Raw genomic sequence first — 25625 nt, 5'->3', positions numbered from 1 at the left:
GCCGGCGTGTCCCTCCGAAGTCCCAGACTTCGGAGAGCCGGGGGGCTTCGGACCTAGGGGTTTATGGCCTCGCCTGCGCGAAGTGCGGCGTAGGCCGCCGGGTCGGACTCCTTGAGCTCGCGACGGACCTTCCGCCGGTAGCGCAGGATCTGGGCGAGTCCAAGGCCCCAGACCAGGTACTGCATGGACATCGCAAGCTTGAACGCATGGACGTCGTACGTCGCCGGGCCGCCTGGCGCCACCCTGTCCAGGACCACACCGATCAGCGTCACCGTCGACAGGGAGGCAAGGAAGCCACCGACGTTGACGATTCCCGTAGCGCTGCCCAGACGCGTAGGCGGGTTGAACGTCCGCGCGACGTCGAAGCCGACGAGAGAGCCCGGACCGCCGACCGCCGTGACGACGACCAGGACCACGAGCACGGGCAGCGGCGCGCGCCCTGGCCAGAGCAGCACCACCGCCCAGACCGTCATGATGGCGGTGACGATCCCCAGGATCAGCGTGGACCGGGAGAACGGGTACTTCGTGATGAAGCCGCCGATCATGGGGCTGCTCACGACGGTCGTGACGGTCATGAGCATGAGGAGGGTCCCGGCCGTCCCAGGCGACAGCCCTTGCCCAGCCACCAGGAAGGGGTAGCCCCACAGGAGCGCGAACACGTTGGCGCCGAACTGCGCCGAGAAGTGCGACCAGAGCCCCAGCCTGGTCCCCGGCGTCCGCCACGCGGACCGCACGGCCCTGGCGAGCGCGCGCACCTTGATGTCGTCGAGCTCGTGGTCAGGGTTGGGCGAGTCGCGGACGACGACGAGCACCAGCACGGCCAGCACGACGCCGACGCAGGCAGCACTCGCGTAGGACGGCGTCCATCCCCAGCGGTGCAGGGCGTACACCAGGGGCGTGGCGGCCACCAGGGCGCCGAGCTGTCCCAACAGTCCAGTCACCTGGGAGACCATCGCGATGCGGATCGGGGGGAACCACAGGGCGACGATGCGCAGCAGCGGCACGAAGACCATCGAGTCCCCCACTCCCAGCACGACCCTCGCGACGATCCCGGCCGGGAAGGAGTCCGCGAACGCGAAACCCAGCTGTGCCAGGGTCATGAGGCTCACGCCGGCCAACAGCAGCCGACGTGGGCCGAACCGGTCCAGCAGGGCGCCGACGGGGACCTGCATGGCGGCGTAGACCAGCAGCTGGACCATCGTGAACGCGGAGAGCTGCGCCGCGGCGATATGGAACCGCTCCGTGGCGATGAGCCCGGCCACCCCGAGAGAGCTGCGATGGAACACGGCCAGGATGTAGATCGACACGCAGGCGCCGTAGACAGTCCAGGCCCGGCGCCCGCCGAGGGAGAACTCCGCGCCCGACGTCACCGGGTCAGTCTCCCGCACCATCGCGTGCGGGGCCCGGGCGGGTGCCAGAGCGCCGAGACAGCCAGTACGCGGCCCGCTCGCGCTCGCCTCAGGGGTGGCGTGCGCTTGCCAGGTACGCCGACAGGCCGGCAGCGCCGCACCGCATCATCCACGCGTGGTTGGCGCGCAGCAGAGGTCCGGTGAGGGGTGCGCTGCGCGCCAACAGGCGGGGCGTCACCGTGGCTTCCTGGTCGAAGACGGCACGGCACGCGTCCTCGTCCACCCCTTGCGCCGCCAACCGCCACTGGCACCAGCCCTCGAGGTCGCCGGTGACGGCCACGCGCAGCAGTCCGGTGGCCTCGTCCTCGACCTCGCGGCGTAGGACCAGGTCGAGCGTGTACGGCAGGAAGCTTCGGATCGCCGTCCTGCCGGAGTCGTCGTCGAGACGCTCCGCATGGCGTACCTGGGGCCACCACACCGCGTACCGCTCCACGTCCGCCAGGGCGGCGAAGACCTCGGCCACGGGCGCGTCGAGATGCCATTCGTGTTGGAAGTGGAAGGTCCTCACCTTGGCATCCTCGCGCCTCGCCGTCCTGCGGCGCTGCATCGAGGCCGGGTAGGTTCGGCGAATGCAGGAGTTCACGCGCGACGGGCTCGTCTTCGACGTCACCGACTCCGGACCGCGCACCGGCGAGGTGGTGGTCCTGCTGCACGGGTGGCCGCAGGACCGCACCGCCTGGGACGAGGTCACGCCCCTGCTCCTGGCAGGGGGTCTGCGAGTCGTCTCGCTGGACCAGCGTGGCTACTCCCCTCGGGCCAGGCCCCCCGGACGGTCGGCCTACCGCACGTGCGAGCTGGTCGGGGACGTCAGGGCGCTGGTCGACGCTCTCGGGGTGAACCGCGTCCATCTCGTCGGCCACGACTGGGGCGGCGCGGTCGCCTGGCTCTTCGCCGAGCGGCACCCCGAGCGCCTGAGCTCCCTGGTCGTCCTGTCCACTCCGCACCACCAGGCGTTGGCGTGGGCGACGCGCCACAGCGACCAGCTGCTGCGAAGTGGGTACATCGCGGCGTTCCAGGTGCCGCTCGTGCCTGAGTGGGTGCTCAGCCGCATCCTTCCTCGGCTGCTCACCCGGTCCGGCCTGCCCGCGGCCAAGGCAGCCAGGTATGCGGCCCGGTTCCGGGACCCCGGTTTCGCAGCCGGCAGCCTTGCCTGGTACCGAGCGCTCCCCCTGACCTCCCAAGCGCTCGGGACCGCCTGGAACGTGACTCGCCATCGGGAGCCCGACACCGCCGGCACGCAGGTTCGGATCGAGGTGCCCACGACGTACCTGTGGGGCCGCCACGACCCCTCGCTCGGTCGGGCGGCCGCGGAGCGTACGGCGCGGGAGGTCGCGGCACCCTACGAGTTCGTCGAGCTGGAGGCGGGACACTGGCTGCCCGAGACTCGGCCACACGAGGTCGCGTCGGCCGTACTGCGGCGTGCGGGCGCCACGCCCGGACCATGAGCGCAGGTGCGCACGGCGTCCCCGACCCGGCGCTCGTCGTGCTGGTCGGCGCCGCGGGCGCCGGGAAGTCGACCTGGGCGGCCGCCCGCTACCGGACGGCCGAGATCGTGTCCTCGGATGCGCTACGCGCCGTTGTCGGCAGCGGCGAGCACGACCTGGACGCCTCCGCCGACGCCTTCGCCGTCCTGGACCGGATCGTTGCCGCACGGCTGCGTCGCAAGCTCACCGTGGTGGTGGACACGCTGGGGCTCGACACCCGGCGTCGGCAGGAGTGGCTGGCCTTGGGACGCGCAGCCGGGCTGCCTTGTGTGGCAGTGCTCTTCGACACTCCGCCGCGTCTAGTCCGGGAACGGAACTCGGCCCGTGGGCGACCGGTCCCCGCAGCGGTTCTGGGGCGACAGTTGGCGCGGCTGCCCGCAGTGGCCACCGAGCTGCACGCCGAGGGGTGGCACGTCGTGACGGCCGCACCCGGCTCGGACGAGCAACGCGACGACGGCCCGAGGGGGGGCCGCACCACCGACCCGGCCGACGCACCAGACACGCGCGCCGGGGCCCTCACGCCGCGACAGTCGTCCCTCGGCGTCGAGCTCGTCCTGCAGGTCTCGCGGTTCCCCTGGGCCCAGGAGCCGGCCGCCTGGCTGAGCTCGGTCTGCCTCGCTGCCGACCAGTGCGGGTTCAGCGGTCTGGCGCTCATGGACCACCTGATCCAGATCCCGCAGGTGGACCGCGCCTGGGAACCGATCCCCGAGCCCTGGGTGACGCTGGGGCTGCTCGCGGGCCTGGAGACCGACCTACGCCTGGGCACCCTGGTCTCTCCGGTGACGTTCCGGGCGCCCGGGCTGGTGGCCAAGACCGTCGCCACCCTCGACGTGCTCTCCAGGGGGCGCGCCTTCCTCGGCCTCGGCGCCGGGTGGTGGGAGCGCGAGCACCTGGCCTTCGGGCTGCCGTTCCCGCCGGCGCACGAGCGCCTGGACCTGCTCGAGAGGTCGATCGAGACGATCCGCGCCCTCTGGGGCGCCGGCACCAAGCCCTACACGGGCAGCCGGGTGACCCTCCCTGAAACCACGGCGTACCCGCGCCCCCTGGGGCAGCCCCAGATCATCGTGGGAGGCGGCGGTGAGGCTCGTACGCTGCGCATCGCGGCCGCGCAGGGCGACGCCTGCAACGTTCCGAGCGACCTCGAGACGCTCGACCGGAAGATCGCCGTCCTGCGCCGGCACTGCGCGGCGGTGGGCCGTGAGGCGGGCGAGGTGGCCATCACCGTCCTGGACGTGCCGGTCGTGGGCCGAGACCGGGACGACGCCTGGAACCGCGTGGAGCGGTTGCGAGGCCGCACCTCCGCGGCTGCCTTCGCGGCTCGCCACCACGCGGGGCCGGCCGACAGCCACCGCGACCGCTACAAGGTGCTGGCGGACCGCGGCGTCCGGACGGTGTTCGTGTCGCTTCCCGACCTCGACACCGCAGCGGACGTGGAACGGCTCGGCGACGTCCTGCAGCCTCGCTGACGCGGATGGTCGGCCGGGAGGGCGGCCGGAGCCCGACGCCGTCGCGCGACGTCGGGCTCCGGTCCGGCTCTGGTCGGTTCAGCTCAGGCCGGGGCAGGAACTGCCGCGAGCTGGGTGAGTGCGAACTCGGTGATCCGGACGAGGGCCCGCTTGGCGGACTCCCGCTCGCGGGCGTCCACCGTGATGACGGGGATGTGCGAGGGGATGGCCAGTGCTTCGCGTATGTCGTCAGCTCCGAACTGCTGGGCGTCGTCGAACTGGTTGAGCGCCACGATGAAGGGCAGGCCCTTGGCCTCGAAGTAGTCGACGGCGGCGAAGCTGTCGTCGAGGCGGCGGGTGTCCACGAGGACGACCGCGCCGATGGCTCCCTTGACCAGGTCGTCCCACATGAACCAGAACCGGCGCTGACCGGGGGTGCCGAACAGGTAGAGCACCAGGTTCTCTGCCAGCGTGATGCGTCCGAAGTCCATCGCCACCGTGGTGGTGTGCTTCTGCTGGACCTTCGAGATGTCGTCCTGGCCCTGGGACTCGTTCGTGACCAGGGCTTCGGTGCGCAGCGGGTCGATCTCGGAGACGGCACCAACGAAGGTGGTCTTCCCGACGCCGAAGCCGCCGGCCACGACAATCTTCGTCGAGGCGCTACTGCGGTTAGAGGGCGCGTAGTCCACTGAGTGTCCTTTCGATGAGTTCACGTCGTTCGTCGGTCGTGGTGTTCTCGGAGATGGTGGCGCGGGTCCTGACATGCCCGGCGGAGACCAGGTCCCCGAGCAGGACCCGGGCGACGCCGAGCGGGATGTGTAGCTTGGCGGAGACCTCGGCCACCGACTGCGAGGAGGCCAGGAGCTCGATGATCTTTGCCGAGAGGTCGCCCTCGGGCCAGGTCGCCGTCCGGGCTGAGGGAAGCACCTCGAGGGTGGCCTCGATCGGCAGGTCCACCACGGACTCGGTGCGTCCTGACGTCAGCGCATAGGGCCGGACGAGCCGTGGCCCTGCTGACTCCTGCGGTGCGTCGGTCGCCATCGACTACCCCGTCATCGGCGTCCGGGCAGACGCGTCGATCATCTTGCCGACGCGGTCGACCAGGACGGCCATCTCGTAGCCGACCTGGCCGATGTCGGAGTCCGTGCTCGTGAGCGCCGCCAGGTGCGAGCCGTCTCCCACACTCATCAGCAGCAGGTAGCCGAGCTCCATCTCGATGACGGACTGGAGCACCGAACCGCCCTGGAACAGTCGGGCGGCACCGGAGGCGAGGCTGGCCATGCCCGAGGCGACAGCAGCCATCTGCTCGGCGCGGTCCACGGGAAGCTGCTCGCTGGCGGCCATCGGCAGCCCGTCGGCCGACACGAGGATGGCGTGCGAGACACCGGGGGTGTCGTTGGCGAACCTGGCCACGAGCCAGTCGTACTCGCCCTTCGGCTGGGTCATGGCGTCAGTGGTGAACATCGGCTTCCTCTCGGTGTGTTCCGTCTTGGTTCTCGGTGCGCGCGGTGCTCACACCTCGTTGGTGGCGGTTGAGGTTGCGCCGGATCGTCTCGGGATCGCGTCGCGACGCCGCAGGTGCGGCGTTGGTGGAGGGCTCCTCCACGGCGCCGGGTACCAGCAGGCTGCCTGGTCGACGCTGGGGAAGGCCTGCGGGTGACTCCTGCACGGGCACGGTCTCCTCGATACGGGCGGCGGCGGACCATGCCCGGTCGGCCTCCGAGGTCGACCACGACCCCCCTGAGCTCTGCGAGCCGACAGGCTCGGTCAGCCAGGAGGACATCATGGCGCGGAAGATGGGGGTGTCGTCGCTGCGGGGAGTCCGCCCCGGCGTGCGCTCGGCCTGCACAGCCTGCTGCTGCACAGGCTCGGGCTGAGCGGCCTGCTCCTGCACCCGCTCTGGCTCATCGGCCCGCTCCTGCACAGGCTCGGGCTGCGCGGCCTGCTCGTGCCCAGGCTCGTCCGTCACGGCCTCGGCTTGCCCGGCAGGCTCCGGCATCACCTGCGTCGGCTGCTCGTCCGGGACCTCCTGGACCTGAGCGTCGCGCTGGATGCCGCCCTCAGGGCTGAGGGGCTGCATGGACTGCGGCTCAGGTGCGGCTGTGCCGCGGGCCCTGCGGGCCCCGAAGAAGGACGTGTTGTGGGCCCTCATCGCCGGCCGGACCGACGGCACCGGCTCGCCCAGGACGCTCTGAGCGTCCGGGCTGGCGGTGGCTCCTGGCACACGGGTGGGCAGGACGGTCGACTCCACCCCGAGGACGGTCACCGTAGCCGGGTCCACCGCGACGGACTGTGGCGCCGAGTGCGAGCGCTCCGGGGTCGCGGCAGAGTCTGGGTCGATCTGCACGGTGTCTTGTGCGGGCGCGTCGCTGGTCGCCTCGCTGAGCCACTCGTCCGGCACGTGCAGGGCCCCGGCCTCGGTGCTGCGGGCGTCGAGCTCGGACTCCTCGACGAGAGCCTGCGGCTGCGCGTCCTGGGCGTCGCCAGCCCTGTCCGTGCCGGCCGACAGGTCGGACGTGGAGGCCTCGCTGGGCTTGGCGACCTCGGCCAGCTTGGCGCGGTGGTCGAGCCAGGCGGAGAGGTTGGATGGCATGCGGTAGGACTCCGCCTCCGCCTGTGCCCGTGCGGCCTCGGCCTGAGCCTTCCCACGCCCGGGAAGCCAGCCGGAGAGACGGCCGCCCTTGCCGGAGCCCGAGCCCTTGCCCGAGGGCTGCTCCTGCGTGACCTCGTCCTGGCCGGCGGAAGGTGCGTCGGCGAACTCCCGGTACTCGGTGATTCCGGTCGCGCGGGGCTTGCGCACGGGTAGCCCGGCGGCTGAGCGGGTCTGCGGCGTACCGGTGGACTCTGGGCCCGTTGCCGCCTCGTCCCCGACGACTGCGGCCGGTGAGTCGGCGCCTTCGGAGGAGTCCACCGTGTCGGCTGCACCGACCGGCTCGGGGTCGAGGACGGAGGACGAGGTCGGAGCCGGGGCGGCCGGGAGGTCGCTGTCGGCAGCAACGCCGGCGTCCTCGTGGTGCCCGGTCGCGCTGGTCTCCTTGCCGTTCCGCTCCGCTGCGTGAGCCTCCGTGCCGTTCGTCCCGGGGGCGTGAGCCTCGCTGCCGTTCGTACGGGGCGTGGCCGGTGCGTCACTGGCGTTCACCACGGCGCCGGCGGCGTCGTGGCCGTTCACGGCGGGACGGGCCGGGTCGCCAGGGTCTGCGGCTGCGATGACGGGCTTGACCGCCGGCGGTATGCCGTTGGTCCCCGGGCCGTGAGCGCCGGGCGTGCGGGTGGGGAGCACCTTCTTGGCTGCGCCGGGCAGGGGGCTCGGGGTGGCCCCGCTGGCACCCCTGACGCGCGCCGGCAGACCCGCCTTGGTCGTCCCACCGACCGCGGAGACCGGCGTGGCAGCGGGTGCGACCGCCTCAGCTTCGGTGGCCGCTGCTGCCGCGGCGCGGATCTGTCGCTGCGGGGCGACCGCGGAGTCGGCCAGCAGGGTCGCGGGCAGGTGCACCGACACCGTGATGCCCTGCGTCTCGTCCCCGTTGCGGCGCAGGCGCACCGCGATGCCGTGACGCTTGGCGAGGCTGCCGACGACGAAGAGGCCCATGCGGCGAGCGGTGTCCGCCGTGATGTCTCCTCCGTGGGCGAGCCGGTCGTTGAGGGCGGCAAGGTCACGTGGCGGCATACCCAGCCCGCGGTCTGCGACCTCGATGAGGAGCCCGCCTTCGGGCGTGCGAGCACCGCGGATGGTCACGCGCGTGGTGGGCGGAGAGTATGCCAGCGCGTTGTCGACCACCTCCGCGATGAGGTGGATGAGGTCGGAGCCGACCGATCCAAGCACCTGGTCGTCCGAGGTGTCGCCGATGTCGATGCGCTCGTAGTTCTCCACCTCGGAGACAGCGGCGCGGACCGCATCGGACACAGACACCGATCCGGAGGCGCCCCGGCGGGTCGACGTGCCGGCCAGAACGAGCAGCGAGTCGCTGTTTCGACGCATCCGGGCGGCCAGGTGGTCCAGGCGGAACAGGCTCTGCAGCCGCTTGGGGTCCTCCTCGTCGCTCTCCAGACGCTCGATGAGGCTGAGCTGCTGGTCGATGAGCGAGGTGCTGCGCCGCGACAGGGTCTCGAACATGTGCCCGACCTGGACCCGCAGGCGGGCCTGGTCCCCGGCGAGCGAGAGCGCCTGGGTGTGTAGGTCGTCCACCGCGCGAGCGAGCTGGCCCATCTCCTCCGTGGTGTACACCGGGATGGCGACGAACTCCGGGGGGTCCTCGCCGTCGCGCATGGCGGCGACGGCCTCGGGAAGGCGCTTGTTCGCCACCTCGAGCGCACCCTGGCGCACGACGCGGATGGGGCCGAGGAGGGATCGCATGAGCGCGAAGACCAGGGCCAGGGCTGCCACCAGGGCCGCGACGATCACGATGGCGTTCAGGAACGCGTCGGTGCGGTGGGCCGCCGCACGCGCACGCAGGTTCTGCTCGAGCCAGGTCAGCTCGGTGTCTGTGAGGTCGCTGTACGCCTTGTTGCTCGTCTCGACGCCGGCTCCCAGATCCTGGATCTGCGCCTTGTCGACGTTCTCCTGCTGAAGCGTCGCCCCGCGGCGGCCGTTGTCGTTCAGGAGCTGCCGAACCTGCGTGGTGTCGACAACGCCGGCTGACTGCAGCCGGGACAGCGCCGCCGTCTCGGCTCCGACCTGGCCGATGGCTCGCAGCGTGGCGGCGGAGTCGTTGGTGTTGGCGAGGTGGAGCTGCTGACCGGTCAGCGCCCGCTGCGCGGCGATGGTGTCCTGCAGCGCCACGACGATCTTCGCCGAGGCCGAGTCGTCGCTCAGGCCGAGGTCCGCAACCGCGCTCGACATGAGGGTCGCGATGTTGCCGGACTTGTCGATGACCACGTCCGAGAACCCGTCACGGGTCTTGCCTGAGCGCACGGCCTGGCCCAGCCCGAGGGCTGACTGCGCGCTCGCCTTCACGGACTGCGGGACGCTCGGCGCCTTCATGGCGATGCGGAGGTCCGCTGCCGCCGACTCGTACCGCGTGATGGCCTGGATGACGCCGCCGCCCCCCACGCTCTCGGCGGCCGCCAGCCGCTGGACCGCCAGGTTGTACTCGACGACGGGCCTGATGACCAGGACCGTATCGGCTGCTCGGGACAGCTGCTGTGCGCTCTGGAAGTCGCTCTTGACGCGCAACCCGCCGAAGACGAAGGCCAGCATGACCGGGAGGACGACCGCAGCAGCCAGCTTTCGGCGTAGCGGCCACTGGCTGAAGTACCAGCGACGGGGGACACGGCCAGGCGCCGACTGCAGTCTGGACACGGAGTCACCTTCCTCACGACGAAAACTCGGGCGAACGGCAACATACGGCTGGCTACACATGCCTCGGCTAGACACCGAGGGCGGGTTTGCACGTTTGGCCTCCGCACTGCTGACCGAAGGGACTAGGCCGTGACGGCGGGTCGGCGAGCATAGGCGCACACATCCGGGTATGACGGCTCCCCCGTCGGCTGCTTGCGCTGACGGGACCGGTGTGCCGACAGGGTCAGTGTGCCGACAGGGTCAGCGCAAGGCAGCTGGCGGGTGAGCAGCCCCAGGACCGCACGGCCGGCGCCCGTCAGTGCACCCTGGGCGCGATGACCCGGAAGCGGCTGAATGGCCACTGGGCGCCCTTGTCGCATTGCTCGGTGAGCAGGACCGGAACGCCCCCGACCGGAGTCGGGGGCGTTCGCCGAGCCGCCTATCGGAATCGAACCGATGACCTATTCATTACGAGTGAATCGCTCTGGCCGACTGAGCTAAGGCGGCATGTGCCAGCGGCACGGAGGACGAGTATACGGATCAGGCGGACGATTGCCGAAACGGGCTCCGACGTCGCCTGGCGTCGCCTGGACCGATGGGCGACTCAGCACCTCAGCTTGTCCGGGGGGACCTTTCCCTTGGTGTAGTAGTCGTTGACCGCGCCATCCAGGCAGGAGCTGTGGGACCGCGCGTACGCGGTGTGGCCGTCTCCCTCGAAGGTCAGCAGGCGTGCGTTCGCCAGCTGGTCGCGCAGCCGCACGGACCACTCGTACGGAGTGGCCGGGTCGCGGGTCGTCCCGATCACGACGATCGGCGCACTGCCCTGCGCTGAGATCTTGTGCGGCTTGGCCCCCGACCGCACCGGCCACTCGCCGCAGGGCAGCGTCCCCCATGCCAGCAACGGACCCCACGTCGGTGCTTTGACGGACGCATCCTTGGCTCGCTGCTCGTAGGCCTTGAGGTCGGCAGTGTCCGGGTTGTCCAGACACGAGACGGCGTAGAAGGCCTCGAGGAGGTTGGCGGTGTACCGCCCGTCGGGGTTCCGCCTGGCGTACTGGTCAGCCAGGCTCATCAGCGCCGTGCCGTCGTCCTTCTGCACCACGTCACGCAAGGCCTCGGTCAGGGTGCCCCAGGAACCCTGGTCGTACATCGCCTCGGCGATGCCGGTGGCGGCCCAGCCCTCGGTGAGCTCGCGTACGTTGCCCTGGGTGATCGGCACGGGACGCGAGTCCAGCCGTTTCAGCAAGGAGCGCATGCCGGCCATGACCTCATCCACGGAGCCGCCGAGTGGGCAGTCGCCTGCGTCTACGCAGTCAGCCGCCCACGCCCGGGTGGCCCGCTCGAAGCCCTCTGCCTGTCCGGCTGCGACCTCGGCCGACGTGGCGTCGGGGGGCAGCACCCCGTCGAGGACGAACCGGCCGACACGCTTGGGGAAGAGCCCGGCATACGTCGCTCCGAGGAACGTGCCGTAGGACTTGCCGAGGTAGCTGAGCCTGTCCTCCCCGAGGGCGGCCCGGAGGATGTCCAGGTCCTTGGCTGTGTCGACCGTGGAGATGTGCGCCACCAGCGCGCCGCTTCGGTGCTCGCACCCCTGCGCCAACGCCTGGGCGGAGGCGGCGAAGGCCTGCTCCTCGGCGGGGTCGTCCGGGGTCGGGTCCTGGCCCAGGAAGGTGTCCATCTCCGGATCCGGGAGGCAGTCGACCGGGGCCGACCGCTGGACGCCCCGAGGGTCGAACCCGACGATGTCGAACCGCTGACGCACCGGCTTGCCCACGATGAAGTCCGCTGCCCGCGCGTAGTCCACCCCGGAGGCTCCGGGGCCGCCGGGGTTGACCACGAGGGAGCCGATCCGTTGCCTGGCTTTGGTCGCCCGCATGCGGAGCACCGCGACCTCGATGGAGCCCTTCCCCGGCGCCGCGTAGTCGAGCGGCACCTTCAGCTCGGCGCACTGGGCCGGACCGCACCGGCTCCAGCCGAGCTCCTGCTGGTAGAAGGTCTCCAGCGACTGCTCACCTGGCGGCGGGGTCCGGACAGCGGTGGGCACCGAGGTGGTCGGGGCCTGGTCCGCGTCCCGCGTCAAGGTCGAGCATCCCGACAGTGCGGTCACCACTACCAGGGCACCGGCCGCGAGCGCGAGTGCGCGAGTCGTCATGGTTCGACCGTATCCGGCGCGCCCGAAAGGCGCCGACCGCGCCATGCAGCGCGCATCTAACGAGCCACTCGCAACGAGAGCGCCATGGCCTCGAGCGCCAGCAGCGGCGCGACGTTCAGCCCGATCCTCTCTCGGGCCGTCCCGATCGCGTCCATGGCCATGAGGATCTGCTCCGGGCTCATCGAACGCGCGACGGCCTGCACGGAGGCGAAGCTGTCCTGGTTCACCAGGTCCAGTCCGGCTCCGGTGTGCAGCACCAGGGCGTCACGGTAGACGGAGAGCAGGTCGACCAGCGACCGGTCCAGGACGTCTCGGGCATGGCGCGTGGCGCGCGCCTTCTGCTCCTTCTCCAGGCTGGTGAGCTGGCTGCGGACATGCGGCGGCTGGGTCCGCGCCGACGGGTCGGCGCCGAGCAGCTCCAGGAGCCGCAGCCGCTCGGCCGCGTCACGCTCGTCGGCAGCAGCGCTGGACTCCTCCTCGGCGATCGACGCCAGGTCGGCCGCGGCGGCCACTGCCTCCCCGACCCCCTGGATCCGTCCCGCGAGTGCGACCACGTCCCTACGTCGGATCCGGGCGCCCTCGTCGCGCGCAAGCCTTCGGGCGAGCCCGACGTGGCTCTGTGCGGCCCGGGCGGCATACATCGCCATGGGCAGGTCGATGCCGTCCCGGCGGTGCAGGAGGTCGGCCACGGCCCGTGCAGGGGGGGTACGCAGCCGCACATGCCGCGACCGCGAGCGCAGCGTGATGACGACGTCCTCGACGGAGGGCGCGCAGAGCACCCATACCGTCCGGGGCACCGGCTCCTCGATCGCTTTGAGGAGCGCGTCCGCCGCGCGCTCGGTCAACCGGTCGGCGTCCTCGACGATGATCACCCGCCAGGGGCCGACCGACGGCCGCAAGGCTGACATCGCCGCAAGCTCACGGGCCTGCTCCACCTTGATCGACAGCCCTTCGGTGGCGACGAGGTCGACGTCGGCGTGGGTGCCGTCCATCGCGGTGCGGCACTCCCGGCACTCACCGCACCCGTGGGTCGGGCACTCCAGGGCGGCGGCGAAAGCCCGAGCCGCCACGGAGCGGCCCGAGCCAGGAGGTCCGGTCAGCAGCCATGCATGAGTCATCGCCGTCGGGTCAGCCGCGGCCCGCTGGAGGGTGGCGACCGCCGCCTCCTGGCCGATGACGTCGCGCCAGACGGTCATCACCGCACCACCAGCATCAGCACCGCCAGCACCATCACAGCACCCCGAGCGAGCTGAGGCGGTCCAGGACCTGGGCATGGATCTGCTCCGCCGAGAGCGTGCCGTCGACGACGAGGTACCGCTGGCGGTTCCCTTGGGCCATGGCCAGATAGTGGGCCCTCACGGCCTCGTGGAAGGTGTCCGCCTCGGACTCCAGCCGGTCGTGCACCTCACCGCGACGGCGTCGACCCTCCTGCGCGGAGACGTCGATGACGACCGTCAGGTCGGGCACCAGGTGGTCGACCGCCCACATGTTGAGGTCGTGGATCTCCGGCGCGCCCAGGTCACGGCCGGCGCCCTGGTAGGCGACCGCCGAGTCGGTGTAGCGGTCGGTGAGGACGACATGGCCCGCGGCCAGGGCAGGGCGCAGCACGAGGTCGGCGTGCTGTGCCTTGTCTGCTGCGTAGAGCAGTGCCTCCGCCCGCGGAGTCACGTGTTCACCATGCAGTACGAGGTCCCGAATCTGCCGACCCAGCGAGGTGCCTCCGGGCTGTCGCGTGACGGTGACGTCCCTCCCCCTGGCCTCCAGCGCCTCGCGCAGCAGCGCCACCTGGGTGGACTTCCCCGCACCGTCGCCGCCCTCGAAGGCGATGAGGAGTCCGTCGGTCACGGTGCGAGCCTAGGCCAGCGGTCGGACAGCACCGACTCACCGGTATGCCGCGTGCGCCACGAGCCCACGCGGCATCCCGGTCGAGGTGGTGCCGACGTGCGCGGGCGTCAGGCGAGACCGTGCATCCGGCGGAGCCGGTAGAGCCCGGCCCCGGCGAGGACGAGTCCAAGACCGACCGCCGTGAGCGGCCCGTTCTCCGAGCCGGTTGCCGCGAGCTGCGGGACGGCGCTCGCGGGAGGGACGGGAGCCGCCGGCGAGGGCGCCGGCGCCGCCACCGCCGCAAGGACCCGGAAGTCTGCGAAGCCCACGGCGGTCGGGTTCTCCGCGTCGCCGCACGCGATAACGGCCAGCGCGTCGCCGACGCGAACGAACTCACCGGGGCGCACGGTGGTGGTGAGCGACACGGTCCCATCGGCGGCAGGGATGACGGTCTCGTCGAGGAACGGCTGGTCCAGCTCGCCGTCGCCAGCCAGCACCTCTGCGACCAACGTCCCGGCGGGGCACTTGCCCGAGATGGTCAGCGTGCCGCCGACGTGGACCGATGTGGGGTTCACCGTCACGTGGATCATGTCGAACGAGTCGTCGGCGGCAAGGAAGAACTGGGCGTCCTTCGTGCCGATCGGCGCAGCGTCCGCGTAGCGGAAGCACTCGACGCGTGCGGTGGCCAGGTCGGTGCTGCCGTCGGACAGGTCGAGGCTGACCGAGTAGGCCAGCGTGGCGTCGAGGTCTACGGCGACCTGGTCGAGGACGTCACCGGTCTGGGTGACCGTCACCACGGCAGTGCGGCTGCCGTCGGTGCAGGTTCCCGATGCCCGCAGCGGCTCGTCGACGAAGGCGACGTCCTGAGGCGAGAGCGTGATCGTGGTCTCCGCGGCCTGCGCAGGACCGGCGAAGATCAGCGCGCCGGTGAAAGCGAGCGCCGCGGCGCCGGCAGAGGTGCGGATACGGGCGGACAGCATGGATTGACCTCGCAGAGAAAAAAGTAGGTGGGACCCCTTCCGGCGCGAGCGTATCGGGGGCCAGCGACCGGAGCGGGCGAAATCCGGAGAACCGTCGCTCAAGGGGCACAGCGGGCGGTGCGCAAGGGGGCCAGGGCCTGCTGCGACGCGGCCGTGGGAAAGGCGAAGGGCACCTCGGTGTGGGTGAACCGGACCGGCACCGTGGTGACCGAGCCCGCGACAGTGGCCGTCCGCAGGGCAGTCGCCAGGGTGAGGACCTCCGTCAGGCCGAGCCCCTCGTCCCGTCGCAGCCTGGGCGCCACGGTCCACGCCGCCTGCTGGGCGCTCGCCGGGCTGACCAGCCGCTGCCTCAGCTGACTGAGCACCTGAGCGGCGTGGTCGGTGCGCGTTGGGTCCGACGCCGGGTCCGGGACCCATCGCCCGTTGAGCTGGACCTCCGGGTGGCGTGAGCGCACCCAGGCGAGGGCTCCGCGTCCGTCCAACCGATGGCGCCCAGCCGTCGGCAGGGCCAGCCGCGCCTGCCGGTCGCGCATGGGGGCGTCCGTGTGCACGTCCACCCCCCCGGTGCGGTCCACTGCGTCGATGAGAGCGCGGAAGTCGGCGATGACGACGTGGTCGACGCCGATCCCGAGATCCTGGCACATGCTGTCCACGATGGCCTGCGGGCCGTCATGCAGGGCCAGGCCGAGACGGTGAGCCTTCTGACGGTCCGCCCCTACGTACAGATCTCTGGGGATGGAGAGGAGGCGCGGTCGCCCCCGCTTCGGCACACGCAGGACCAGGACGAGGTCGGCGCGCTCACCGGTCGCCTGCGCGCTGTCGCGGTACAGACGGCTGTCCGGCCCGTCGAGCCGTTCCCGCGAGTCTGACGCGAGCAGCAGGTAGGTGGCGCCGTCACCGGAGCCCGGTACGTCCACCGAGATGGCGGGCATCCGATGGACCAGCAGCAGTCCGTCACCGACGACGGCCGACACGGCGGTGAGCGCCACGAGCAGCACGGTGCCCACCCAGCGAGCGACCCACCGCGCCGATCGGGGCGCCGGTCCGACGCCGCCGCCCGCACCGACGGTTGGGCTCCGACCGGGCGGTGGGGAGGAGGGCACAGCGACCCAGTGTGGACCACCGAGGTCTGTCGGGGGTCAGGAGTCCTGGCGGTCGGCGTTCGCGTGGATCGCGTCGCGGACGTAGTACGCCATGCCGGGGCGCAGCTCGTCGTACGTGGCGGTGAAGCGTGGGTCGCTCACGTAGAGGTCACCGAGACCCCGGTGGACCTCCGGCGGGCAGTCGTAGAACCGCTCGTCGATGTGTCGTCGATGGAGCTCCGCGGCGTCCATCGCGGCGCGGCTCGTCGGGGGCTCCCCGGCATCGATGGCGGCGAAGAACGCCGCATGGATGGAGTCGGACTCCTCCTTGACGCGTTCCCAGTCCTGCTTGGTGAACCCCGCGGTGCGCTGGCGGGACTGCTTCCAGGCATCCGTGTCGCCCCAGCGGTCCTCGGCCTCCGCCTGGCTGTCGTTGAACCCCTCGCCGAAGAGCTCCTTGAGCTCCTCCGGGGTGGCCGGCTGGTTGTCCATCTCTCTCTCCAGTGCTCGGTCGATGGCGGTGACGAGGTCCTGCAGCTCCTCCAGCCGGTGGGCCACTACCGCCCGCTGCCGCCGTAGGTGCTCGACCACGCTCTGGGGGTCCTGCAGCAGCAGCGCGACGTCCTCGAGGGTGAAGCCGAGCCGGCGATAGACGACGACGTGCTGCAGGCGGGTGACGTCCGCGTCGGTGTAGAGCCGGTAGCCGGAGGCAGACCGCTCGCTGGGCCGCAGGAGGCCGATCTCGTCGTAGTGGTGGAGCGTGCGGACCGTGATGCCGAGCTGCTCGGCGACCTGGCCCACCGTGAGCATCCTGACGTCGGTCCTCCGGGTCATGTCACCACTGTGACGCCTGACGTGGCGTGAGGGTCAAGCCCCTTCCGGCTCAGTGCCAGCGGTCGTCGTGCACCCCACCGGGGATGTCGGCGGTCGGGTCGTACGGGAGGCGGCTGAACCGGAAGGAGCCGAGGTCGAGGTGGCTGACGGCTCCGCGAGCGTCACGAACCACCACCAACGGCTCCCCCTCGTGATAACCGTCGAGCCCGACCCAGCCGGACCCCGTGGGCCGGAACCGGGACCCGCGGCGGACTCCCGGCTCACCGAGCACCACGTGCCCCTCACCAGCCAGCCGCAGCGTGTACGCAGTGGTCCCCCAGTACCAGTCGCCCACCAGCTCCAGAGCGCTGACCTGGGCCTCGTCGGCCGTCCACGGCGTGGGCAGCACCGGCTCACGGTCGGCGAGGATGTCGAGCAGGTCCTTCGTGACGGTCGTGGACATGCCGGAAGTGGCGTTGGCGAACAGCACGCAGCCGTCCCCGCTGTCCCGGTTGACGCGGAGCGTGGCGAGGAACCCCGGCATCGAACCGCCGTGCCCCGCCCACCTCGCTCCCTCCAGGTTCCACACCTGCCACCCCAGGCCATGAGCCGCCGCCCAAGGCAGCCCGGGGTTGTCGTTGACCGCCACCGGAAGGCACATCTCCTCGAGCGTGGCTCCGTCGAGCAGGCCACTGGTGTCACCGGCGAGGAAGGCAGCCCAGCGGCTCAGGTCCTCGACCGTCGACCACAGCTGTCCGGCCGGCGCCATGGCGCCCGCGTCATGCTCCGGCTCGACGTGCAGCAGGTCGGCAAGAGGATGGACGCCCCACCCGGACGCGGCAGGCGGGACCGGTCGCGGCGTCGTCCGCGACATGCCCAACGGCTCCAGGAGCTCCGCCTGAAGGACCGCTTCCCACGGCTGGCCGCGTAGCCGGCAGACCAGCTCGCCCAGCACCGCGTACCCGATGTTGGAGTAGTGGAAGCGTGCCCCCGGACGGAAGCGCAGCTGCGGTGCACTCGCCAGCAGGTCGGACCAGCCCGCCCCGGCGGTGCGCTCCCACCAGGGTCCGGCGGTCTCCGCCTGCAGGCCGGAGGTGTGGGACAGCAGCTCGGCAAGCCTGACCTGGCCGAAGGCGGTGTCGGCGGTCTCCGGCAGGTGCGTCGCCACCACGTGGTTGAGCTCCACCAAACCCTCGTCGCGCAACCGCATGACCAGGACGCCGACGAACGTCTTCGTGATGGAGCCGATCCGGTACTGGGTGTCGGAGGTCGGTGGCGCCCCGCCTGCCCGGCCGTCCACCATCCCCGCGCCGTCCGCCCAGACCAGCCGGCCGCCGCGGACGAGCCCGGCGACCACGGACGGCAGGCGCTGCTGGGACTGCTCCGTGGCCAGGCGCAGGCCGAGCTGCCTCACCGTGCCGGGGTCGAGCGCCACCGGGTCACGCCTTCCGGGCTGTCGCCGCGCTGACCGCCTTCTTCGTCGGCGCCTGGGCGGCGCCCTTCGTGGTGGCAGCCTTCGCAGCACCCTTGGTCGCAGCGGACTTCGTCGTCGACCTCGTGGTCGCCTTGGTGGTCGACTTCGTCGCGGCCTTCTTCGTGGTGCGCTTGCGCGTGACCGGACCCTTCGCCCGCTTCTCGGCCAAGAGCTCGGCACCACGCTCGGGGGTGATCGACTCCGGGTCGTCGTCCTTGCGCAGCGTCGCGTTGGTCTCGCCGTCGGTGACGTAGGCGCCGAAGCGGCCGTCCTTGACCAGCATGGGGCGGCCCGACACCGGGTCGTCGCCGAGCTCCTTCAGCCGGGCGGCAGCGGCACGCCCGCGTTGCTTCGGCTGGGCATAGATCGCCAGCGCCTCCTCGAGGGTGACGTCGAACAGCTGCTGCTCGGACGCTAGGGAGCGAGAGTCCGTCCCCTTCTTCAGGTAGGGCCCGTAGCGACCGTTCTGGGCCGTGATCTCCACGCCCTCCGGGTCGGTGCCGACGACGCGCGGCAGGCTCAGCAGCTTGAGCGCGGTGCCGAGGTCCACCGTGGCGAGATCCATGTCCTTGAAGAGGCTGGCAGTCCGCGGCTTCAACTTGTTCTTGCCCTTGAGCGCCGCGGACTCCTCGTCCAGGACCTCGGTGACGTACGGGCCGTACCGTCCGGCCCTCGCGACGATGTCGCGTCCGGTGGCCGGGTCCTGCCCAAGGACCCGCCCGTCGTCGGCGGACTGCTCCAGCAGCTCGCGAGCCCTGGCCGGCGTCATCTCGTCCGGGGCGATGTCGTCGGTGATGGTCGCGCGCCGGGGGGCCTCGCTGGCGCCGCTCGTCATCTCGCCCGTCTGCGGGTCGACGCCCTGCGGGACCGTCTCCTCGACGTACGGCCCGTAGCGGCCGACGCGGACGACGATGCCCTCACCGATGGGGATCGTCGAGATCTCCCTGGCGTCGATGTCGCCGAGGTCGTCGACGAGCTGCTTGAGCCCGTGGCCGGCGCGCGAGGCGGCACCATCCGGCCGCGCGTCCGGCAGGCCGTCGCCGAAGTAGAACCGCTCGAGCCACTCGGCCCGCCGCTCGTCACCCCCAGCGATGCGGTCCAGGTCCTCCTCCATCGACGCGGTGAAGTCGTAGTCCACGAGCTCGGTGAAGTGCTCCTCCAGCAGCCGGGTGACGGCGAAGGCGAGCCAGGTGGGGACGAGCGCCGAACCTCGCGTGGTGACGTAGCCCCGGTCCTGGATGGTGCCGACCGTCGAGGCGTACGTCGACGGGCGGCCGATCCCCTTCTCCTCCATGGCCTTGACCAGCGTCGCCTCGGTGTAGCGCGGTGGGGGCGTCGTCTCGTGGCCGTCGGGGTCCGCCCGGACCACGGTGAGGCGGACGCCCTCACTCAGCTTGGGCAGCCGTCGCTCCTCCTCGGCCTCGGCGGCCTTGGACGCCCGCTCCTCGTCCCGTCCCTCCTCGTACGCGGCGAGGAAGCCGCGGAAGGTGATGACGGTGCCGGACGCGCTGAACTCGACGACCCGGCCGTCCTGCAGCGTGCCGCCGAGCTTCACGGTCGCGGTGGAGCCCCTGGCGTCAGCCATCTGGGAAGCCACCGTGCGCTTCCAGATCAGCTCGTAGAGGGCGAACTCGTCACCCCGCAGCTCGCCGGCGACCTGGGCGGGGGTGCGGAAGCGGTCACCTGCAGGGCGGATGGCCTCGTGCGCCTCCTGCGCGTTCTTGACCTTCTTCTCGTAGAGGCGAGGGCTGTCGGGGACGTAGTCGGCGCCGTACAGGTCGCGGGCCTGCTGGCGAGCGGCCGTCAGCGCGGCCTCCGACAGCGTGGTGCTGTCGGTGCGCATGTAGGTGATGTACCCGTTCTCGTACAGTCGCTGGGCCACACGCATGGCGTTCTTCGACGACAGCCGGAGCTTGCGCGACGCCTCCTGCTGGAGGGTGCTGGTGGTGAACGGCGCGGAGGGTCGGCGGGTGTAAGGCTTCTCCTGGACCCCCGTGACCTGGACCTGGGCGGTGAGCACCTGCCTGGCGATGGAGGTCGCGGTCGCCTCGTCGAGGTGCACCACCGAGGGGGCCTTCAGCGTCCCGTCGTCGTTGAAGTCCCGCCCCACGGCGACGCGGTTGCCGTCGACGCTGCTCAACCGGGCAGTGAACTGGTTCGCCGGACCGTCGGGCGTGAAGTCACCCTCCACGTCCCAGTAGGAGGCCCGCACGAACGCCATACGCTCGCGTTCGCGCTCCACGACGATGCGCGTCGCCACGGACTGCACGCGCCCTGCGGAGAGCCCCGCCTTGACCTTCCGCCACAGCACAGGGCTCACCTCGTAGCCGTACAGGCGGTCGAGGATGCGACGGGTCTCCTGGGCGTCCACCAGCGCCACGTCGAGGTCCCGTGTGCTCGAGGCCGCCCGCTGGATGGCCTCTTTGGTGATCTCGTGGAAGACCATCCGCTTGACCGGCACCTTCGGCTGGAGCACCTCCAGCAGGTGCCAGGCGATGGCCTCGCCCTCTCGGTCCTCGTCTGTCGCGAGGTAGAGCTCGTCGGCGTTCTTCAGCAGCCGCTTGAGCTCGGAGACCTTCTTCTTCTTGTCCGAGTCGACGACGTAGTAGGCCTCGAACCCATGGTCGACGTCCACGCCGAACTTGCCGAACGGCCCCTTCTTGATGTCCGCGGGCATCTCCGAAGGGGTGGGGATGTCGCGGATGTGCCCCACGGACGCCTCGACGTCCCAGTCCTTGCCGAGGTAGCCGCCGATCGTCTTGGCCTTCGCCGGCGACTCTACGATGACGAGCTTTCGCCCAGTACTCACGATCCTTCTTCCTCTGTCCTGCTTCCATGTGCTGCGGATTCGTCGCAGCGTGGACATGGCAACGCCGACGACGGTAGCCGAGGCGGTCAAGTCCGTGGTCGGGGGTCTCGTCGTCGACGGCGCTCGGTAGGGGGAGGACGTTCCGTCCCCAGGCGGGGCGCGAACAGCCTGGTTGAAACTTCAATAACCTGCTAGGATCACCATATGAGCGAGACGACCGCCCCTAGCCGCCAGCCCGTGCTCTACCTGAGCCACGGTGCGCCTCCGCTGGCTGACGACCAGGTCTGGACGCGTCAGCTGTCCCGCTGGTCGAGGGACTTCGGCAAGCCCGCCAACATCCTCATGGTGTCCGCCCACTGGGAGGAGGCCCCGCTCTCCCTGAGCGCCACCTCCGGCGACGTGCCCCTCCTCTACGACTTCTGGGGCTTCCCGCGCAAGTACTACGAGGTGACCTACGCCGCGCCTGGCGCCCCGCAGCTTGCGGCCGACGTCGCCAAGCTCGTGCACTCTACGACCACTCCGGTGCACCGGGACGAGACTCGCGGCCTGGACCACGGTGCCTATGTGCCGCTCGTCGAGATGTACCCCGAGGCAGACGTCCCGGTGCTGCAGATGTCGATGCCCACGCTCGACCCGCGGGCGCTGTTCGACCTGGGCCGCAAGCTTGCACCGCTGCGCGACGCCGGCACCCTCATCGTCGGCTCGGGCTTCACCACGCACAACCTGCGCTGGTTCGACCCCAGCGCCGGTCCGGACGCCGAGCCGCCCACGCCCTCCACGGAGTTCGACAGCTGGGCGGCGGAGGCGCTGGAGCGCCAGGACGTGGACGCCATCCTCGACTTCATGCACAAGGCCCCAGCCGCGCGCGAGGCGCACCCGCGGACCGAGCACTGGGCCCCGCTCTACGTCAGCCTCGGCGCCGCCTACGAGTCGGGGAGCCTCGACAACGAGAGCGTCATCGACGGCTTCTGGTTCGGTCTGAGCAAGCGCTCCTGGCAGTTCGCCTGACATCGAGGCCACGGCCGCCTGCGGCGGTCGCCCTGGCCTGAGACGATGCCGGGCGTGAAGGAGCTCCCCGGCTGGGTCCGTTGGCTGCTGGTCGGGCGCTTCGCGTCCGCGCTGGGGTTGATGGCCTGGGTCTTCGTTCCCCTCTACCTCGTCTCCGACCGCCGGCTGAGTGCCTCCGCTGCTGGTGCCGTGGCTGCCGTCTGGGGACTGGGACTGGTCGTCGGGAACCTCCTCGGCGGAGCCGTCGGTGACCGCCTCGGGCTGCGGCGTACCCTCGCGGTCGCCTCCTTCGCGTCCGCAGTGGGGTGCCTTCTCGTGCCCGTCACACCGACGTCCGGCCTTGCCGCGCTGCTCGCCTTCATGGGCGCCCTCGAAGGCGTCGGGCGTCCGGTCTCCTTCGCCCTGGTCACCAGCGCCATGCCCTCCCAACACCGTCGCCAGGCAACTGCCTGGATGCGCGCCGTGAACAACGCCGGGACCGTCCTGGGACCGCCACTCGGCGGGCTCCTCGCGGCTCACCACTTCGGCTGGGTCTTCGTCATGGACGCAGCGGCAAGCCTGCTGATGCTCGCGGTCGTGCTCGCAGTGGTGCCGGCGGCTGCGACGGTCGCGCTCGGGGCGCAGGCGCCGAAGCGCCTGCTCGACGCCCTGCGCCGGGACCCGCTGTTCGTGAGGGTCCTTCTCACCGTGGTCGTGGCCGACACGGCGTACCGCTTCGCCTACTCGGCCGTCCCGTGGCAGCTCCGGGCGCTCGGCGCGGCGCCGTGGGTCTACGGAGTCACCATCTCGCTCAACTGTGCTCTCATCGTGCTGTTCGAGCCATGGCTCGCCCACCGCCTGCGGGGGCGCTCGCCGGAGGTGCTCATCGGTCTCGGCTTCGCCTTGGTGGGGATCGGCTGGCTGATCGTCGCGCCGTCACCGCGGACCGCCACCGTGCTAGTGGCGGTCGCCGTGGTGACCGCCGGGGAGATGCTCTACAAGCCGACGGCCACCGCGCACGCCGCCGACCGTGCACCTGAGGGGATGCACGGCCGGTACCAGAGCCTCTACGGTGCCGCGTCGATCGGTGGCACCGTGCTGGCAGCACCGCTGGCCGGCGCCTTGTTCCAGGTCGACTCCCGACTCATGTGGGTGGCCGGGGGCCTGCTCGCGCTGACCGCCGCCGCGGGACTGCGGGTGAGGGGACGCACGGCTCACCGGCGTGCCGGTTCATTCAGCTGATGTCGTCGTCCTGGCCGTCGAGCGCGTCGAAGGCGTCCTTCGCCTTCCCCTGACCGAGGTCCACCTTGTCGGCGTACTGGCCCCCCGTCCTGTCGTCGACGAGGTCGCCGGCCTTGTCGACGCCCTCGCCGACCGCCTGGCCCTGACCGTCCACCAGCTCGGTCACCTTGTCTTTGATGCTGTCGAAACCGCCCATCAGAGCTCCTCACTGTCGCACGGGTCCCGCATGTCGGGACCGGTCTGTCACCGCGTCGCGGTGCATCTTGAAGGAGTGCGGCAGCCGCCCCGTGTGACGGCGACGGTCACCGGCGGTCGCCCATCGGCGTCCTCAGTCGCTTCGTCAGTAGCGTCCTCAGGTCGCGTCGTCGGTCGCGCCCTCAGTCGCGTGCTCAGTGGCCGCCGGGATGGCGGCGGGGTCCCGGCCGGGTGGCGTCCTCCTGCGCGGGCTCCACGTGGGCCGGTACCACGATCGGCTTCAGCCGAGCCCAGACCAGGAACACCGCGGCTGCGGCGGCCAGGACCAGACCGGTCCAGAGGTTGGCGTTGACGCCCCCGGTCTTCTCCGGCTCGTGCGCGCCGAGAAGTCCAGCCAGGGTGAGGATGACGCCGTACAGGCCGAGGAGCGCACCGATGATGTTGCGGATGTCGAAGGCACCGGCGGTGTGCTGCGACGCGGTCGAGTCAGCCGTGTCGGCCGGGGCGTTCGTGGTCGGGTCGGACATGTGCTTCCTCCGTCAGAATGCGAAGTTGAGGACGAGGACCATGACCAGCGCTATGCCGGCCAGGGGAAGGGTGCGCTGGAACCAGGGCAGGGCCGCCTCCTCTGGGTCGACCAGGTCCTCACGCGGAGTCTCGGAGTACACCAGACCCTTGAGCTCGGCGGCCGGCTTCGGCGCGGTCGCCAGTGACACGGCATACGAGACCACGATGTCGACGACGAACGCTGTGGAGGCGGCCACGAAGCTGGCCCCTTGGCCGGAGAGCGGGATGACGCCTCGGCTGGCAGAGCCGAACGCGTCCTCGCTGAGGAAGGCGACCGCCACTGCGGACAAGGTGCCGCTCGCGAGCCCGACCCATCCGGCCGTCGGGGTCATGCGCTTCCAGAACATGCCCAGGATGAACGTCGCGAACAGGGGCGCGTTGAAGAAGCCGAACAAGGTCTGCAGGTAGTCCATGACGTTGGAGAAGCTGCTCGCGATCGACGCCGTGAAGATCGCGATGACGGTCGCCGCGACCGTCGCCAACCGGCCGATCCGCAGGTAGTAGTCGTCGCTGTGGTCCTTGCGGATGTAGCGCTGCCACAGGTCGTAGCTGAAGACGGTGTTGAACGCGGAGATGTTGGCTGCCATCCCGGCCATGAAGGCGGCGAGGAGGCCCGCGATCGCCAGCCCCAGCAACCCGTTCGGCAGCACGTCCCGCATGAGCAGCAACAGCGCGTCGTTGTACTTCACGCCCTGTCCCGACGCACCGCCGGCCGGGTGCCCGCCTCCCTTGAGGTCGACCATCTCCTTGACGAGCACAGCGGAGACCATGCCGGGGAGGATGACGATGAAGGGCACGAACATCTTCGGGAAGGCGCCGATGATCGGTGTCTTGCGTGCGGCGGAGATTGACTTGGACGCCATCGCGCGCTGCACCTCGACGAAGTTCGTCGTCCAGTACCCGAAGGACAGCACGAACCCCAGGCCGAACACGATGCCGACCACGGAGAGGAACCCCGAACCGAACCCCGACAGGGCCTGGCCAGGCCACGACTCGAGCTGTTGGCCCGCGGGGGCCACCTTCGCGCCGCCTGGAGCGGAGCCGGCGAACGAGGTGATCTTCTCCTTCAGGCCGCCGTACCCACCCACGCGGTGCAGCCCGATGAGAGTGAGGGGCAGCAGCGAGGCGACGATGACGAAGAACTGCAGGACCTCGTTGTAGATCGCGGCCGACAGCCCGCCCAGGGTGATGTAGGACAGCACGATCGCGGCCGCCACCAGCAGGGCGACCCACAGCGGCCACCCGAGCAGCGCGTGGACGATGGAGCTCAGCAGGTAGAGGTTGACGCCCGCGATGAGCAGCTGCGCCAGGGCGAAGCTGATGGCGTTGACGAGGTGCGCGCCGGTCCCGAACCGCCGGAACATGAACTCGGGGACCGACCGCACCTTCGAGCCGTAGTAGAAGGGCATCATCACCACGCCGAGGAACAGCATGGCCGGGATCGCCCCGACCCAGAAGTAGTGCACGGTCGGCAGGCCGATCTCCGCGCCGTTGGCCGACATCCCCATGATCTCCACGGCCCCCAGGTTCGCCGAGATGAACGCGAGCCCCGTCACCCAGGCAGGCAGTGACCGGCCCGAGAGGAAGAAGTCGATCGAGTCCGAGACCGATCGCCGGGCCAGGAAGCCGATGCCGAGCACGAACGCGAAGTACAGCCCTACGAGGAGGTAGTCGAGCCAGTTCGCGTCGATGAGGGGCTGGACCGCCGGGACAAGAGGTGCGAGGCGAGACATCGGCGGCTCCTGGGCAGTGCGGCGGCTGACCGTCCCAACCTAGGGCGTATGCCGTGGGTCGGCACCTTCGAGCGCCCCCCGCCCAGAGGGGTCAGCTGCCGTCAGTGCCTGCTCCGCAGCGATCCGTGGCAGGTGTCAGCCGGCGTGTCAC

General features: G+C 70.9%; 21 protein-coding genes and 1 tRNA gene. 4 read left to right on the top strand and 18 right to left on the bottom strand.

Annotated elements, in window-relative coordinates; all coding sequences use genetic code 11:
• Nucleotides 1-53: 53 nt before the first annotated feature.
• Nucleotides 54-1370: an MFS transporter gene (locus PHA84_RS06170; RefSeq protein WP_270887225.1), complete on the bottom strand. Its 1317-nt coding sequence runs from the start codon at nucleotides 1368-1370 to the stop codon at nucleotides 54-56.
• 88 nt (nucleotides 1371-1458) lie between these two features.
• Nucleotides 1459-1917, bottom strand: coding sequence for an SRPBCC family protein (locus PHA84_RS06165; protein WP_270887224.1), 459 nt, complete (start codon nucleotides 1915-1917; stop codon nucleotides 1459-1461).
• A 61-nt stretch (nucleotides 1918-1978) separates the two neighbouring features.
• Between PHA84_RS06165 and PHA84_RS06160 the strand changes: the two genes are divergently transcribed.
• Nucleotides 1979-2854, top strand: coding sequence for an alpha/beta fold hydrolase (locus PHA84_RS06160; protein ID WP_270887223.1), 876 nt, complete (start codon nucleotides 1979-1981; stop codon nucleotides 2852-2854).
• Complete coding sequence (locus tag PHA84_RS06155; RefSeq protein WP_270887222.1) at nucleotides 2851-4359, top strand: LLM class flavin-dependent oxidoreductase; 1509 nt, start codon at nucleotides 2851-2853, stop codon at nucleotides 4357-4359. Before PHA84_RS06160 ends, PHA84_RS06155 begins: the two co-directional genes overlap by 4 nt.
• A gap of 83 nt (nucleotides 4360-4442) precedes the next feature.
• On the opposite strand, the gene PHA84_RS06150 is transcribed toward PHA84_RS06155, so the two are convergent.
• The 13 genes from PHA84_RS06150 to topA form a co-directional block, all read right to left on the bottom strand.
• Entirely contained in the window at nucleotides 4443-5027 is a 585-nt protein-coding gene (locus tag PHA84_RS06150) for a GTP-binding protein (protein ID WP_270887221.1), read from the bottom strand.
• Nucleotides 5008-5379: a DUF742 domain-containing protein gene (locus PHA84_RS06145; protein ID WP_270887220.1), complete on the bottom strand. Its 372-nt coding sequence runs from the start codon at nucleotides 5377-5379 to the stop codon at nucleotides 5008-5010. Before PHA84_RS06145 ends, PHA84_RS06150 begins: the two co-directional genes overlap by 20 nt.
• 3 nt (nucleotides 5380-5382) lie before the next feature.
• Entirely contained in the window at nucleotides 5383-5802 is a 420-nt protein-coding gene (locus PHA84_RS06140; RefSeq protein ID WP_270887219.1) for a roadblock/LC7 domain-containing protein, read from the bottom strand.
• The gene (locus PHA84_RS06135) at nucleotides 5789-9637 is read right to left on the bottom strand and encodes an ATP-binding protein (RefSeq protein WP_270887218.1); all 3849 of its coding nucleotides are present in this window, start codon (nucleotides 9635-9637) and stop codon (nucleotides 5789-5791) included. Before PHA84_RS06135 ends, PHA84_RS06140 begins: the two co-directional genes overlap by 14 nt.
• Nucleotides 9638-10049: 412 nt before the next feature.
• Nucleotides 10050-10123 (bottom strand) — tRNA-Thr (locus PHA84_RS06130).
• A 97-nt stretch (nucleotides 10124-10220) separates the two neighbouring features.
• The gene (locus PHA84_RS06125) at nucleotides 10221-11768 is read right to left on the bottom strand and encodes an alpha/beta hydrolase (protein ID WP_270887217.1); all 1548 of its coding nucleotides are present in this window, start codon (nucleotides 11766-11768) and stop codon (nucleotides 10221-10223) included.
• Nucleotides 11769-11824: 56 nt separating this feature from the next.
• Nucleotides 11825-12964, bottom strand: a complete 1140-nt coding sequence (locus PHA84_RS06120) for a DNA polymerase III subunit delta' (RefSeq protein ID WP_270887216.1) — start codon at nucleotides 12962-12964, stop codon at nucleotides 11825-11827.
• Between the two features lie 34 nt (nucleotides 12965-12998).
• A complete protein-coding gene (gene tmk / locus PHA84_RS06115; protein WP_270887215.1) occupies nucleotides 12999-13613 on the bottom strand; it encodes a dTMP kinase in 615 nt (204 codons plus the stop codon).
• 107 nt (nucleotides 13614-13720) lie between these two features.
• Nucleotides 13721-14572, bottom strand: a complete 852-nt coding sequence (locus tag PHA84_RS06110) for an LPXTG cell wall anchor domain-containing protein (RefSeq protein ID WP_270887214.1) — start codon at nucleotides 14570-14572, stop codon at nucleotides 13721-13723.
• A 98-nt stretch (nucleotides 14573-14670) separates the two neighbouring features.
• Complete coding sequence (locus PHA84_RS06105) at nucleotides 14671-15579, bottom strand: LCP family protein (protein WP_270887213.1); 909 nt, start codon at nucleotides 15577-15579, stop codon at nucleotides 14671-14673.
• Between the two features lie 132 nt (nucleotides 15580-15711).
• On the bottom strand, nucleotides 15712-16488 hold the full coding sequence (locus tag PHA84_RS06100; protein ID WP_270887212.1) for a MerR family transcriptional regulator: 777 nt from the start codon (nucleotides 16486-16488) through the stop codon (nucleotides 15712-15714).
• 49 nt (nucleotides 16489-16537) lie between these two features.
• The gene (locus PHA84_RS06095; protein ID WP_270887211.1) at nucleotides 16538-17902 is read right to left on the bottom strand and encodes a serine hydrolase domain-containing protein; all 1365 of its coding nucleotides are present in this window, start codon (nucleotides 17900-17902) and stop codon (nucleotides 16538-16540) included.
• A 4-nt stretch (nucleotides 17903-17906) separates the two neighbouring features.
• Complete coding sequence (topA, locus tag PHA84_RS06090) at nucleotides 17907-20807, bottom strand: type I DNA topoisomerase (protein ID WP_442952839.1); 2901 nt, start codon at nucleotides 20805-20807, stop codon at nucleotides 17907-17909.
• A gap of 147 nt (nucleotides 20808-20954) precedes the next feature.
• Between topA and PHA84_RS06085 the strand changes: the two genes are divergently transcribed.
• On the top strand, nucleotides 20955-21758 hold the full coding sequence (locus PHA84_RS06085; RefSeq protein ID WP_270887209.1) for a dioxygenase family protein: 804 nt from the start codon (nucleotides 20955-20957) through the stop codon (nucleotides 21756-21758).
• A gap of 54 nt (nucleotides 21759-21812) precedes the next feature.
• Nucleotides 21813-22979 (top strand): MFS transporter, encoded by a 1167-nt coding sequence (locus PHA84_RS06080; protein ID WP_270887208.1) that lies wholly within the window; start codon nucleotides 21813-21815, stop codon nucleotides 22977-22979.
• Here PHA84_RS06080 and PHA84_RS06075 read toward each other — a convergent pair.
• The 3 genes from PHA84_RS06075 to PHA84_RS06065 form a co-directional block, all read right to left on the bottom strand.
• Nucleotides 22972-23175, bottom strand: a complete 204-nt coding sequence (locus PHA84_RS06075; RefSeq protein WP_270887207.1) for an antitoxin — start codon at nucleotides 23173-23175, stop codon at nucleotides 22972-22974. The genes PHA84_RS06080 and PHA84_RS06075 overlap by 8 nt on opposite strands.
• Nucleotides 23176-23368: 193 nt before the next feature.
• Nucleotides 23369-23701, bottom strand: a complete 333-nt coding sequence (locus PHA84_RS06070; protein ID WP_270887206.1) for a hypothetical protein — start codon at nucleotides 23699-23701, stop codon at nucleotides 23369-23371.
• Nucleotides 23702-23713: 12 nt separating this feature from the next.
• Nucleotides 23714-25474 carry a sodium:solute symporter family protein gene (locus tag PHA84_RS06065; protein WP_270887205.1) on the bottom strand — a complete coding sequence of 587 codons (1761 nt, stop codon included), beginning with the start codon at nucleotides 25472-25474 and terminating at the stop codon, nucleotides 23714-23716.
• Nucleotides 25475-25625 lie beyond the last annotated feature (151 nt).

Origin of the sequence: Pedococcus sp. 5OH_020 (assembly GCF_027812955.1) — a bacterium.
Taxonomy (GTDB): Bacteria; Actinomycetota; Actinomycetes; order Actinomycetales; family Dermatophilaceae; genus Pedococcus.
The sequence above is the reverse complement of the archived record's forward strand: the minus strand, read 5'-3'. Positions and strand labels throughout refer to the sequence as shown.